Origin of the sequence: Bradyrhizobium sp. SYSU BS000235, from assembly GCF_049747295.1 — a bacterium.
Taxonomy (GTDB): Bacteria; Pseudomonadota; Alphaproteobacteria; order Rhizobiales; family Xanthobacteraceae; genus Afipia.
In genome coordinates, this window is record NZ_JBMHJM010000001.1 from 1265955 (window position 1) to 1280041 (window position 14087).

7 protein-coding genes are annotated in these 14087 nt (G+C 59.0%); 2 read left to right on the forward strand and 5 right to left on the reverse strand.

Annotated features, from left to right (window positions below; all coding sequences use genetic code 11):
- Positions 1–3 precede the first annotated feature (3 nt).
- Positions 4–3234, forward strand: a complete 3231-nt coding sequence (locus ACP0KA_RS05860; RefSeq protein WP_424627900.1) for an efflux RND transporter permease subunit — start codon at positions 4–6, stop codon at positions 3232–3234.
- A 66-nt stretch (positions 3235–3300) separates the two neighbouring features.
- Here the strand turns inward: ACP0KA_RS05860 and ACP0KA_RS05865 are convergent, their stop codons facing one another.
- Both ACP0KA_RS05865 and ACP0KA_RS05870 read right to left on the reverse strand, forming a co-directional pair.
- Positions 3301–5664: a Tex family protein gene (locus ACP0KA_RS05865; protein WP_424627901.1), complete on the reverse strand. Its 2364-nt coding sequence runs from the start codon at positions 5662–5664 to the stop codon at positions 3301–3303.
- Between the two features lie 234 nt (positions 5665–5898).
- Positions 5899–6231, reverse strand: a complete 333-nt coding sequence (locus tag ACP0KA_RS05870) for a VanZ family protein (protein ID WP_424627902.1) — start codon at positions 6229–6231, stop codon at positions 5899–5901.
- A gap of 213 nt (positions 6232–6444) precedes the next feature.
- On the opposite strand from ACP0KA_RS05870, the gene ACP0KA_RS05875 reads away from it, so the two are divergent.
- The gene (locus ACP0KA_RS05875; protein WP_424627903.1) at positions 6445–7440 is read left to right on the forward strand and encodes a metallophosphoesterase; all 996 of its coding nucleotides are present in this window, start codon (positions 6445–6447) and stop codon (positions 7438–7440) included.
- Here ACP0KA_RS05875 and ACP0KA_RS05880 read toward each other — a convergent pair.
- The 3 genes from ACP0KA_RS05880 to ACP0KA_RS05890 all read right to left on the reverse strand — a co-directional run bounded on the left by ACP0KA_RS05880 (position 7427) and on the right by ACP0KA_RS05890 (position 13481).
- The gene (locus ACP0KA_RS05880) at positions 7427–8767 is read right to left on the reverse strand and encodes an HlyD family type I secretion periplasmic adaptor subunit (protein WP_424627904.1); all 1341 of its coding nucleotides are present in this window, start codon (positions 8765–8767) and stop codon (positions 7427–7429) included. The genes ACP0KA_RS05875 and ACP0KA_RS05880 overlap by 14 nt on opposite strands.
- The gene (locus ACP0KA_RS05885) at positions 8764–10467 is read right to left on the reverse strand and encodes a type I secretion system permease/ATPase (RefSeq protein WP_424631493.1); all 1704 of its coding nucleotides are present in this window, start codon (positions 10465–10467) and stop codon (positions 8764–8766) included. Before ACP0KA_RS05885 ends, ACP0KA_RS05880 begins: the two co-directional genes overlap by 4 nt.
- Before the next feature lie 419 nt (positions 10468–10886).
- A complete protein-coding gene (locus ACP0KA_RS05890; RefSeq protein ID WP_424627905.1) occupies positions 10887–13481 on the reverse strand; it encodes an Ig-like domain-containing protein in 2595 nt (864 codons plus the stop codon).
- Positions 13482–14087 lie beyond the last annotated feature (606 nt).

Here is a 14087-nt window from a genome sequence, read left to right on the forward strand (position 1 = left end):
ACCATGATCAGCCGTATTCTCGCTTTTTCCATTGAGCGCCGATGGACCGTCGTGCTCCTGAGTGCCGTGTTGATGGCATTTGGCGCATGGTCACTGCTGCGTCTTCCGATCGACGCCGTGCCTGACATCACCAACAAGCAGGTTCAAATCAACACGACGGCCTTTGCGCTCTCGCCCATCGACATCGAAAAACAAGTTACATTCCGCATCGAAACCGCGATTGCGGGCATCGCAGGACTCGAAAGCACACGGTCGATCTCACGCAATGGCTTCTCCCAGATCACGGCCGTCTTCAGTGAAGCAACCGACATCTATTTCGCACGTCAGCAGATCAGTGAGCGGTTGACCGAACTGCGCAGCACGCTGCCACCCGGCGCCGAGCCGAGATTGGGGCCCATTTCAACCGGCCTTGGTGAAATTTACATGTGGTCGGTCGCCTTTGCGCCGCCAGCGAACGCGACGCGAACAACCGGTGGCAAGCCGGGTTGGCAGCCGGACGGAACGTACCGCACCCCCGAAGGCGGAATCTTACGGTCGGATGTTGAACGTCAGGCCTATTTACGCACCGTGCAGGATTGGATCATTCGTCCGCAGATCAAGAGCGTCCCCGGGGTTGCAGGTGTCGATTCCATCGGCGGCTACGTCAAGCAATTTCACGTCCAGCCAGATCCCGCCAAACTGATTTCCCTTGGCTTGTCGTTCGGGGATGTCGCCCGCGCAATCGAAGCCAACAATGTCAGCCGGGGTGCAAGCACCGTCGAACGCAATGGCGAAGGCGTCGTGGTTCGTACTGGTGGCCGCCTGGAGACCATCGCCGATATTCTCGATGTGCCGGTTAGTACGCGAGGCGCCATCCCGGTTCGCGTGCGCGACATCGCAGAGGTCACCATCGGCGGCGAGATACGAACGGGCAGCGCAAGCAAGGATGGTCGCGAAGTCGTCATCGGCACCGCGCTGATGCTGATCGGCAGTAACAGCCGCACCGTCGCTGCCGCCGTCGATGCGCGAATGCAGGATATCCGCCGCGCTTTGCCGGCGGATATCGTGGTGAAAACCGTGCTCGACCGCACGCAACTGGTGGACGCCACCATTCACACTGTCGCCAAGAATCTCGGCGAAGGCGCATTGCTCGTGATCGCCGTCCTGTTTCTCATGTTGGGAAACATTCGCGCCGCCTTCATCACTGCGCTGGTGATTCCGGTTGCCATGTTGATGACAGCCGCCGGCATGGTCCAGAGCCGGATCAGCGCAAACCTCATGAGCCTGGGCGCGCTCGATTTCGGTTTGATTGTCGATGGGGCGGTGATTATCACCGAAAATGCCCTGCGCCATCTTGCAGAACGGCAGATCGCTCTGGGCCGGTCGCTGTCGCTTGCTGAGCGTTTAACCACCGTTCGCGAATCCGCAGAAGAAATGATCGCGCCGAGCGTTTACGGTCAGGCCATCATCATCCTCGTTTATGTTCCGCTCCTCACCTTCAGTGGGGTCGAAGGCAAGATGTTCGAGCCGATGGCGCTGACTGTCATCTTCGCTCTGCTCGCGGCATTCATCCTGTCTCTGACGCTGGTGCCGGCATTGATCGCCATCTGCGTGACCGGGCGCGTCACGGAGGCAGACAACGTTGCCGTCCGACGCCTCAAATCAGGATATGCACCCTTGCTCGCGCGAGTGCTGAAAAGTCCAAAGCCGATCCTGACAGGCGCTTTCGCGCTATTTTTGGCCGCGCTGGCGTTGCTGTCCCAGCTCGGGCAGGAATTCATCCCGACGCTCGACGAGAAAAACGTCGCGATGCATGCGCTGCGCATTCCCAGCACCAGTCTTGTGCAATCGCAGGCCATGCAGCTCAAGGTCGAGAAGGCAATCGGCGCACTGCCGCAGGTCGATTTTGTATTTTCCAAGACCGGTACGGCTGAGGTCGCATCCGATCCGATGCCCCCCAACGCATCCGATACCTTCGTGATCCTGAAACCGCGGAAACAGTGGCCGGATCCAGATCTCAGCAAGGAGGACCTGCTTCGACAGATGGAGCAAGCCGTCGAGGAACTGCCGGGCAACAATTACGAATTCACGCAGCCGATTCAGATGCGGTTCAATGAACTGCTCGCCGGCGTGCGTGGCGATCTCGCCGTCAAAATATTCGGTGACGACTTCGATGCATTGATGCGTAACGCCAATCAGGTCGCAGTCATCCTGCGTTCGACAAAGGGAGCTGCCGACGTCAAGGTCGAACAAGCCGAAGGTCTCGCAACCCTCGAAATCAATGTCGACAAGGCAGAGGCCGCCCGGCGCGGATTAAGCCTCGCAGCTGTTCAGGACGTGATCGGGGCAGCGATCGGAGGACGCGAATCCGGCGTTGTCTACGAGGGCGATCGCCATTTTGAAATCGTGGTACGACTGCCCGAGACCATTCGCAACGATCTTGCTGCCCTCAAAAACTTGCCGGTATCGCTGCCGACGACCGGGGCCACGTCTCTCACCGTTCCACTCGGCCAACTGGCGGCCTTCAAATTCCGCGAAGGGCCGAACCAGATCAGCCGCGAGAACGGCAAGCGTCGGATTGTGGTCACAGCCAATGTGCGGGACCGGGACATTGCCTCGGTCGTCAGAGACGCCCGCGCCGAGATCGAGGCCAAGGTTGTGCTGCCACCCGGCTACTGGATGTCATGGGGCGGCCAATTCGAGAATTTGGCTACAGCGCGCGAGAGACTGCTGGTCGTCATACCGATCTGCTTTGCGCTGATCTTCTTCCTGCTGATGGGTGCACTTGGATCAGCGCGCGACGCCCTGCTCGTGTTCAGCGCGGTGCCGCTGGCCTTGACCGGAGGCGTCCTGGCACTCTGGCTGCGGGGACTGCCATTCTCGATCTCGGCGGCCGTGGGCTTCATCGCCCTTTCAGGCATCGCAGTGCTCAACGGCCTCGTGATGCTCACCTACATCAAGCAACTGATCGCGCAAGGCAGCGATCGCATGGATGCGATTTATGAGGGCGCGCTTGTCAGGTTGCGTCCCGTCGCGATGACCGCGCTCGTTGCTTCCCTGGGCTTCCTGCCGATGGCCCTGGCGACCGGAACCGGCGCGGAGGTGCAAAGACCGATCGCAACCGTGGTCATCGGTGGCCTGATCAGCGCCACGTTGCTGACACTGGTGGTCTTGCCAGCCCTCTATGCGCTGTTTGGAAGCGCGCAAACAGCAAGCGCTCAACTTCCAGAAGCGCTGTGCGACGCAGCCGAGTAACGTCCCGGCAACAAAAAGCCCGCGGAAGCTGTGACTTCCGCGGGCTTTAAACGAACGAACTGCCTGTTATCGCGACTTGGCTTTGCCGCCGCTTTTCTCGGCGGCGCGGCGCAAGGCTTCAGCGAGTGCACCGCCGCCCGAATTGTTGTCCGGACGCGCGCTTGTCCGCGGCTCGTTACGGCGCGTCGACGACGTCCGTTGGTTGCCGTCGGCGCGCGCCGCGCCTGCGGCCATACGATCGGACTTGCTGCCGACCTCGTCGTCGAGACGCAACGTCAGCGAGATGCGCTTGCGCGGCTTGTCGACCTCGAGAACCTTGACGCGCACGATGTCGCCTGGCTTCACCACCTCTCGGGGATCCTTGATGAACGAGTGCGACATCGCGGAGACGTGCACGAGGCCGTCCTGGTGGACGCCGATATCGACAAAGGCACCGAAAGCCGCGACGTTAGTCACCGCACCCTCGAGGATCATGCCGGGCTGGAGGTCGTTGAGAGTCTCAACACCTTCCTTGAAAACCGCCGCCTTGAAGGCCGGACGCGGATCGCGCCCGGGCTTTTCAAGCTCGCGCAGAATATCGGTGACCGTCGGCAAGCCGAACGTCTCATCGACAAATGTCTGCGGCTTCAACTGCCGCAACACGTTGGCGTTGCCGATCACCGCCTTGATGTCGCTCTTGGTGGCTTCGAGAATCCTGCGCACCACTGGGTAAGCTTCCGGATGCACGCCCGATGCGTCGAGCGGATCATCGCCATTGGGAATGCGCAAGAATCCCGCGCACTGTTCGAAGGCCTTCGGCCCCAGACGCGGAACATCCTTCAATGCCTTGCGGGAGCGGAATGGACCATTTGCATCGCGATGCTGTACAATGCTTTGCGCCAGCCCCGGACCAATCCCGGACACGCGCGCCAGCAACGGCGCGGATGCCGTGTTGGCATCGACGCCAACGGCGTTCACGCAATCTTCGACCACCGCATCAAGCGAACGCGACAGCTTGGCTTCGCCTAGATCGTGCTGGTATTGCCCGACGCCGATCGATTTCGGATCGATCTTGACCAGCTCCGCCAACGGATCCTGGAGCCTGCGCGCAATCGACACGGCGCCACGCAAGGTCACGTCGAGTTCGGGGAGCTCTTCCGATGCAAACGCAGACGCCGAATAAACCGATGCGCCTGCTTCCGACACCACGATCTTCGACATCTTGAGATCCGGCAGCAGCTTGACCAGTTCGGTAGCCAGCTTGTCGGTCTCGCGCGATGCAGTGCCGTTGCCAATCGCGATCAGTTCAACATTGTGCTGCTTGGCGAGCTTGCCGAGAATGGCCAGCGCCTCATCCCAGCGCCGTTGCGGTTCATGTGGAAAGATCGCGGTCGTCGCCACGACCTTGCCGGTCGCATCCACGACCGCCACCTTGACGCCGGTGCGGTAGCCGGGATCAAGCCCCATCGTCGCACGCGTGCCGGCGGGAGCCGCAAGCAGCAGGTCGCGCAGGTTCGAGGCGAAGACGCGCACGCCTTCCTCTTCCGCGGCGGTCCACAATTTCAGGCGCATATCGATGTTGAGGTGAATCTGAACCTTGGTGCGCCATGCCCAGCGCACGGTATCCATCAGCCAGCGGTCGGCGGGCCGCCCACGATCCGCGATCGCGAAACGCTGCGCGATACGAAGCTCGTAGGAGTTGGCACTTGTCGAAGGGGCGGCCGAGGCTTCCGGCTCGATATGCAGATCGAGCACCTCCTCCTTCTCGCCGCGGAACAGCGCGAGAATACGGTGCGAGGGCAGCTTCACCAGCGGCTCATTGAATTCGAAATAGTCGCTGAACTTGGCGCCGGCTTCCTGCTTGCCCTCGCGAATGCGCGAGGTGACCACTCCGTTCGACCACAGCTGCTCACGAAGCGCGCCGATCAGGTCGGCGTCTTCCGCAAAACGTTCCACGAGGATTGCGCGTGCGCCGTCGAGCGCCGCGGCGGCATCAGCCACCTGCTTCTCGGCGTTGACGAAGGAGGCAGCCGCTGTTTGAGGATCGCTGTCCGGCTTCGACAGCAACAAATCAGCGAGCGGTTCAAGTCCCGCTTCCTTGGCAATCTCCGCCTTGGTACGGCGCTTCGGTTTATAGGGCAGGTAGATATCCTCGAGACGGCCCTTGCTGTCTGCGGCCATGATCGAGGCCTCCAGGGCCGCATCGAGCTTACCTTGTTCGCGGATCGAATTGAGGATGACGGTACGGCGGTCTTCGAGTTCGCGCAGATAGGTCAGGCGCTCTTCCAGCATACGCAACTGCGCATCGTCGAGCGCACCGGTGGCTTCCTTGCGGTAACGCGCGATGAACGGAACTGTGGCTCCTCCGTCGAGCAGCGCCACAGTGGCATCAATCTGCTCTTCCCGAACGCCCAGCTCTTCAGCGATTTTCTGATGAATGGTTTTTGCCACGCCCGCACCTACTTCTCAAACCGCGACTCACAAACCCGGCCGCCAAGGGAGGGGCATATGGGCTACAAGGAATCGATTCTTCAACCCCTGTATGACAGCATTCACCTGCTGTGCACGGCGAAAGTTTGTCGTGGACCGGTCGCTGCCGCCACCCTCCACGAGCGGGCGTAAACATCTGATAATATGGGAGAATTTAATCCTCCACCCCACCGAGCGGCTCGCAACGCGTTGTTCTCAGGGTCTATCCCAGAAACGTGCGACCGCGATACCAATTGAACCGCCTGCCAGTTTAACCAGCAGATCCGAAAATCGGGCATGACGGTCAGGCGTAAGCAGCTGGGAAAGCTCAAGAATGGTGGCACTGCCGAGCACAAGGATTGCGACGATCAACGAATGGCGTGGGTAAGCGAGCGCGAACAGCACGCCGGTAACCGCAAATGCGGCGACATGTTCAAAACCAACACCTGCAACATGAGGGCGGACGCCGAGAGGCGACAGCGTTGCAAAGGCAATAAAGCCCAGACTGAGCCAGGCTGCTGTGGCGGCAAGTCTGCGGTAGATGGTCACATCGCAACTCGCATGAATAAATAAAATCCCCAGTATTTAATGATCTTAAATGTCGGCTCGCAGCTCAGGCAAGGTCCAAAACTTAAGCCCGCGTTAACGCTCCAAAAGGGAGCATCCCTGTAAGGTTTCGAGCCGGAGCGCCTGGCAGCTGCCGGTGCAGCCATACGGGCGAAATCATCGGGATATCGAACCGACATTAACAGCGCGGACCAGATGGTTTGGAAATTACTTTCACGAACTGACCGTCGCGCCTCAAGCGTTCCTGAGGGCGTGCGCATTTATGCGGTTGGAGATATTCACGGCCGCGCCGATCTGCTGGCGCCATTGCTCGCCCAGATCGAGATCGACATCACTCTCCATCCGATTTCCCGGCCGATTGTTATTTTTCTCGGCGACTATATTGACCGCGGACCGTCCTCACGGGCCGTGCTGGAACTTCTCACCGGCAAAAACCTCCACTTCGAGACCGTTTTTCTCAAAGGAAATCACGAGGCATTTCTTCTCAAATTCCTGGACAGTTCAGAAGTCCTGGATGACTGGCGACAGTGTGGCGGCCTGGAGACTCTGATTTCCTTTGGAATAAAGCCGCCGATAAATCCCGCTCCCTATGAACGCGCCCAACTGTCGCGCAGCCTGAGCAGCGCGCTCCCCGCAACTCATCGCCATTTTCTCGAAACTCTTAAACCTACATTCGTTTGTGGCGACTTCATCTTTGTTCATGCGGGCCTGCGACCGCTCGTTCCAATCGAGCAGCAGAACGAGGGCGATCTGCTCTGGATTCGTGATGACTTTCTGCTGTGGGACCGGGAATTTGAAAAAATTGTCGTTCACGGTCATACGCCTGTTGGCGAACCGGATATCCGGTTCAACCGCATCAATATAGACACCGGCGCCTTCGCAACGGGGCGACTGACCTGCCTGACAATTGAAGGTGCGGAGATCGCCACGCTCATCGACGTCCGGGAATGGACGCAGAACCTGCCTCGTCTCGCTCAGCTGCCTGAACTTGAGCGGACTGGGGCCGGGAAGGATACTACGCTCGCAAGCATTCACGTGAGAGCCATGGCTGCCGAACTCAAGGCTCAGGTCCCTCACCTCGCGGCAGCTATTCACGCCAAACAGCTCAGGGAATCCTTGTCTTTCTATGACAAGGATTCCCTGGCGCGCCTTGATCCGCGCAAGCCGAGGCCTGGCTCTAGTTCTCCTTGAACGCTCTCGATGCCTGGTCGCGCAAAGGCTTCATCAAATAAGACAGCGCAGTTCGGCCGCCCGTCTGGATGAATGCATCAACCGGCATGCCAGGAAGTAACTTTGCACCATTCAATTTCTCGACTTCATCCGGCTTGAGCATGATGCGGGCCATGTAATAACTGGTGCCCGTACGCTGCTCCTGCGTCAAATCCGGAGACACGAGACTGACCTCGCCCTTGATCTCCGGCGTCGTGCGCTGATTGAAGGCTGCAAAACGCAGGATGGCTGACTGCCCGAGGTGGACATGGTCGATATCCTGCGGTTGAATCTTAACCTCGACAGCGAGCGCGTCGGCATCCGGAACGATCAGCATGATCTGTTCACCCGGCCCGATCACGCCGCCGATGGTGTGCACGGAGAGCTGATGCACCCGTCCATTCTGCGGCGCCCGGATATCGACACGGTTCAATTGATCGACGGCTGCGATCTTGCGTTCGGCAAGTTCGGCCAGCTTTGATCGCACTTCGACGAGATCCTTACCCACTTCGCTTCGCAGATCCTGCTCAATCTGAATGATCTGAAGTGCGATTTCGGCCATCTTTCCCTTCGACTGGGCAATCATGCCGCCCAATTGACTGCGCTCGCCCTCGATCCGGGCCGCGTCACGCTCCAGAGCTGTTAGACGGGTGATCGGAACCAGGTTTTTTTCCCGGAGGGTCCGCACGCCTTCAAGTTCCGTCTGAATGAAGTCGACTTCTTTCTTCTTCGCTTCGACCTGGCCGAGATAGCCCTTGATCTCATCCTGAAGCTGCGCGCTGCGTTCCCTAAGCTGTGACTTTTGCCCTTCACGCGCCTGCCGGCGCAACTCGAACAGGCTGCGTTCGGACGAGACTGCGTGTGCAGCGTCGGTGTTCGGTTGACGAGCGCGCTCCAGCAGCGAGGCAGGAAACACCACCTCGCCGAGACCGTCGCGCTCGGTCTCCAAGCGAGCCTGCCGCGCCATGAACTCATCGACGTTCTTGGTGATGATCGATGCGGCTGCCTTGGTTTGCGTCTCATCGAGACGAACCAGGATGTCGCCGGCGCGAACCCGGTCCCCGTCGCGAACCCGCAGTTCACCGACAACACCGCCGGTCGGGTGCTGCACCTTCTTGACGCTCGAGTCGACCACGAGCGTACCTTGCGCGATCACTGCGCCGGACAACTCGGTCGTCGTGGCCCATCCACCGATGCCAAACGTGACCATCATCACAAGGACGACGCCGACGATCAGATAGCGTTGAATGGAATGCTGAGCAGAGTCGGCCATCCTGTGGTTTGCTGACTCGATCATCTGCTGGTTCATCGGATCCTCCCGCGATCGGTCGCCATTCTGAGCGGCACGGGCGTAGGCTGACGCAGAACCTTATTGAGCACGTGTTCCTTCTCCCCGAACGCCTGCGACGTGCCGTCGGCAATGACCAGAACGTGGTCGACACCATCGAGGGATTTCGGCCGGTGCGTGACGACGATCACGATCCCCCCGCGCTCACGCACATTGAGAATGGCCTTGGTCAACGCTGCTTCGCCCTCGGAATCGAGATTTGAACTCGGCTCGTCGAGCACCACCAGGAACGGATTGCCATAGAACGCTCGCGCAAGCGCAATGCGTTGCCGCTGCCCGGCGGAGAGGGCCATGCCTCCCTCACCGATCTTGGTCCCGTATCCATCAGGGAACGACAGGATCAGTTCATGCGCTCCGGCCGCACGCGCCGCCTCCAGCACCGCCGCCGGTGTCGCCTTCGGATCAAAGCGTGCAATGTTGACCGCGACGCTGCCATCGAACAGTTCGACATCCTGCGGAAGATATCCGAAATGCCGGCCAAGTCCTTCGGGCGACCACTGGTCAAACGTAGCGCCATCGATCCTGATCTTGCCGTGTAGTTGGGGCCACACGCCAACAAGCGCGCGCGCGAGGGATGATTTGCCCGATCCGCTTGGACCGATGATTCCGAGGCCCTGACCGCTGCTCAGCGAGAATGAGACATTACTCAGTACGGCCCGCTCACCGCCCGGCGGCACAACGTGAATCCGGTCGACGGTCAACGATTGCTCCGGCGCAGGGAGCTCCATCGGCTCTTCTTCTTTGGGCAGCAGCGTCAGAAGCTGGTCCAGCCTCCGCGCGGACTGACGCGCCGACACAAAGCCTTTCCAGTTGGCAATCGCGAGCTCAACGGGAGCCAATGCGCGCGATGTCAGAATCGAACTGGCAATGATAATGCCTGCCGTCGACTCGCCATGAACGACCAAATAAGCGCCAACCGCAAGTACGCCGGACTGCAGGATCATGCGGAAGACCTTCGACATTCCACCAAGGCCGCTTGCGACATCATTGGCCGCTTCATTTGCAGCCATGTAGTTCCTGTTGACTTCGAGCCAGCGTGCCGCCGCCCGATGCCTCATTCCCATGGCGCGCAACACTTCGGCATTGCGGCGCCCCTCTACCGCAAGTGCGTTGCGTGACATCGCGAATTTCGCGGATGCCTTGGTGGCAGTCCGCGTGCGGAGCTCCGTCAGGAACGTGAAGCCGACCAGCACAAAGGCGCCCGCGGTCGCCACTGTCCCGATCCAGAAGTGGAAATAGAAGCAGATGCCGAGATAAAGCGGAATCCACGGAAGATCGAACAACGCGGTCGGGCCACCGCTGGCGAGGAAGCTGCGGACCTGATCAATATCGCGGAGCGGCTGCAGACCGTCACCGTCCCCACGCGTCTTGAGTGGCAGACGAACAACAGCATCGTACACCCTGTGGCCGAGCGTTTCCTCGAGGAAGCGCCCGATGCGGCCGCTGATGCGAGTGCGGACCAGATCGAGTGCGCCCTGAAAGACGTACAAAATGATGGCCAGAGCCAGCAACGCGATCAGCGTCGGTACGCTTCTGCTGGGCAACACACGATCATAGACCTGCAGCATGAAAAACGAGCCGGTCAGCATCAAGAGGTTGCTCAGGCCGCTGAAAGTGGCCAGGCCCCAGAACGCGTGCCGACACGAGGCCAGAAAATTGATGACCTCCGATCGCTGCTGACTGAACGCTACAACCGAGCGCCGCGGCCGACCGGAAAATATAAGTGGCCTGACGCGTTCAACCGCAGTTCGCAATTCATGGCGCGAACGGGACGAAAAAGCCCTCGCGCGTTCGAACGCCGTGGAGACTTTATGAGAGGTCCTCGCAAACCCGGGCGAGCGCACAAAGTCCCTTAAAGCAGCCGCAGACGCCGTGATCTGCGGAGCCCATTTCGAACCGGCCCCGGGTGCAGCTGTTTTTTCAGATTGCATTCCATTGTGCGGAGGATTTGTCCCCCGTCGACCAGACTCGATCATCGTAGGTGCCCCACGAGTTATCTATTGAATTATTCCCAAGAGCGGTTGTCACACCGCTCTTGGGTTCACGTTTGTATCGGACGTGCCGACTTCGACTTAGCGTATTACGCGAAGTGGAAGTCGTACTTGTCCAACGAAGCCAGCTTCGTGTCCTTCAACGTCAGCGTGTGACCGCTCCCCGCGTTGATGACCACGTCATGGCCGCTTTGCGATGCATGAGACAAAACGTCCGCGAAATTGTCGAACACGCTCTTGCTGAACTGCACCGTATCGTGGCTGCGACCGGCCTCCTGGAAGTCAGTGATGACATCCTTGCCGAAGTTCGGCGCAAACACGAAGGTGTCACGACCGCCATTGCCGCTGAGCACGTCGTTGCCTGACGTTCCCTTCAGCGTATCGCCATGGTTGGTGCCAAGAATGGCGCTGCCGTCACTCATGCTGCTGTGACCAGCACTATCCACGACCTTTGTCGTGAAGTTATGGACAGCATCCGACACCGCGGACTTGGTGGTCATGCTCCACGAGCCATCGCTGGCCGCCTTCACGGTCCCGACAGATCCCTTGCCATTATCGTAGATCGTGATCTGGCTGTAAGGATCGGCCTGTCCCTTGAACGTCACCGTGTCATTCCATTTCTGGTGAAGACCGGTGAACGCGGAATCGGCTGTATGGCCGTCATTGTGCGTATCGACGTTCAGGCTGACAGCCGCGGACGCCTTGCTGAGGTTGCCGGCAGCATCACTGGCCGTCGACGTGAGGCTGTGTTTCCCATCTGCGAGATGATCCGCAGCGTAGGTCCACGCTCCCTTGTCATTGGTCGTCGCGGTCCCGATCTGCTTCGTACCGTCAAACACCTTCACGACGCTGTTCGCTTCGGCTGTTCCCGTCAGTGTCACGTGATCCGTATGGACCGCATCACCGCTGACAGCCTTTCCATCCGACGTGAACGAAGCGATCTTCGGTGCATCAGGCGCATGGGTGTCGATCTTCACCGCCAGAGCCGCAGAAGCTGCGCTGGTACCCACCTTTGCCGTGAGATTATGGGCGCCATCGTCCAGAGCGGCCGTGGTGTAGTTCCACGCTCCGCTGCTGTTCGCAGTGGCAGTCCCAATCTGCTTACCACCGTCAAACACCGCAACCTTGCTGTTCGCGGCGGCAGTGCCTGTCAGCGTCAGCGTGTTGTCGCTGGTGATACCGTCGCCAGCCTTACCCGTATCGTTCGAGAACGAAGCGATCTTCGGGGCATTCGGAGTGGTCGGCGTGCCAGTTCCGCCGCCCGGATTGGTCGGTGACGTCGGCGTCGACGGAATGTTCACGGTCACGGCCTTCGAGGCAGTCCCCGTGTTGCCCGCAGCGTCCATCGCCTTTGACGTCAGGCTATGGTTGCCGCTTGCCAATGCGCCGCTGGTGTAGGTCCAGGCACCGCTGTTGTTGGCCGTCGCCGTCCCGATCTGTGTCGAGCCGTCGAACACCTTGACTGTGCTGTTCGCCTCGGCCGTCCCGGTCAAGGTCACGGTATTGGCCGTTCCTGCGGCCTTGGCTGCCGTCGAAGCGGACGTAGCCGAAGCAGAGGTGGCCATGGTCGGAGCCGTCGGCGCCGTGGTGTCAATCTTCAGAGACAATGCCGAAGACGCAGCACTGGTCGCACCGGACGCATTGGTCGCCTTCGCGGTCAAGCTGTGGCTACCGTCCTTTAATGCAGCAGTCGTGTAGGACCACGCGCCACTGCTGTTGGTCGTGGCCGTTCCGATCTGGGTCGTGCCATCGAACACCTTGACGGTGCTGTTGGCAGCGGCCTTACCGGTCAGCGTCACCGTGCTGTCGTTGGTGATGTGATCACCAGCAACACCGCTGTCGTTGGAGAACGCATCGATCTTCGGAATATCGGGTGTCGTTGGCTGGGTAGGTGTCGTCGGCGCCGTCCCGCCTCCACCGGTGTTCCCACCCGTGGTGACCAGCCCCTTGGCGACCGTCAGACCGTCGCTGGTGTTTCCGGACATGGTCGGATTATGGCCGAGCTGGGCCTGCAGATTGAGATCACCCCAATAACCGCCGCCAACGTGGTTGTTGGTGTACTGAACATTCGTAACAGGACCGCCTTGGCCCTGCATCTCATTGATATAAACGGTGTAGCCGCCGCCGATCAGCAGGTTGCTGTCGATCTTAACGGTGTCGATCGGTCCCCAGTAATTATCCAGCATAATCGCCGAAGTCTGGGTATTCTCGTTCATGATCGTGTTGTGGACGATGCTCAGATTCTTATATCCACCGTCGGCCTGGATGCCGTCGAAATGCGAGCCGGATGTGCCCTTCATGTCGTGGATATAGTTGTCCTGGATGACGGTGTTGTCGCCATCGACGCCGATGCCATCCGCGGCATTCGAGATGTTGTTGGCAATGAATTTGCCTGCGCCCGTGATGCCCTGTCCGCCAGAACTCTGGTTATCAATGGTGCAGTTCTGAACAGTCACGCCGGTTACGCCCGTCCCGACCTTCACCGTAGAGGAACCACCACCGGTAATTTTACAATTGATCAACGTAACGTTCGGCGCGTTGATGGTCACCGTTCCTTTGATATCAAGACCGGAAATCACAGCACCGGGCGTATTGATAACAATACTACCCGACTGCTTCAGAACCACTCCCGCAGATACACCCGTGTTTGACGCATCGGGAAATCCAGAAGTTGATGTGGCCAATGTTACTCTCCTTCAAGTTCGACGGTATTTACAGCTCAACCAACCATTCTGTGATGCAATCTGTGATGCGATTGGTCGAGCAGCTCACCGGTGTCGTATTGGTCGAGTGCGAGCGGCTTTTTTGGGACGACATAGCGGCTCGTCGGAGATGGTTATCAATTTGTTAATCTAGCCTGCAGCGGAATATATACTTATCGAGCCTATCCTCCTGATTTGTTTGAAATTCCGCCCATTAGAAACTGCGGGGCGATACTGAACCTGTGACGATTTGATCACACGCAACGCAAATTCAGCTTTTCAATATATTCCTTATTCGGCCAAATATTCCCAACACCATCTTTTACTCACACGCTGGAGATTTGACGTCACACAATGCAACCCGGAATTCGTCTTAATCTGGGCACTCGCCCTGCAATTTAAATTTGGAACAAGCCGTCGCTCAGCCGGCGAGATGTCGGATCCACAGATTAATCGATGGAAATTCCCCCACCCGAATCACCTTAAAATAGCATCGAAACGAAATAACGCCTGAAATAACTGGCACCCGCGGAGCAAACGGCATTTTACCCGGACCTTCAAATGGATAAATTCGCCCGATAATTATAT

Bases quoted from the DNA above. Each gene is read 5' to 3' on its own strand.
- ACP0KA_RS05860 (WP_424627900.1), top strand. From the start codon at position 4: ATGATCAGCCGTATTCTCGCTTTTTCCATTGAGCGCCGATGGACCGTC.
- ACP0KA_RS05875 (WP_424627903.1), top strand. From the start codon at position 6,445: ATGGTTTGGAAATTACTTTCACGAACTGACCGTCGCGCCTCAAGCGTT.
- ACP0KA_RS05880 (WP_424627904.1), bottom strand. From the start codon at position 8,767: ATGAACCAGCAGATGATCGAGTCAGCAAACCACAGGATGGCCGACTCT.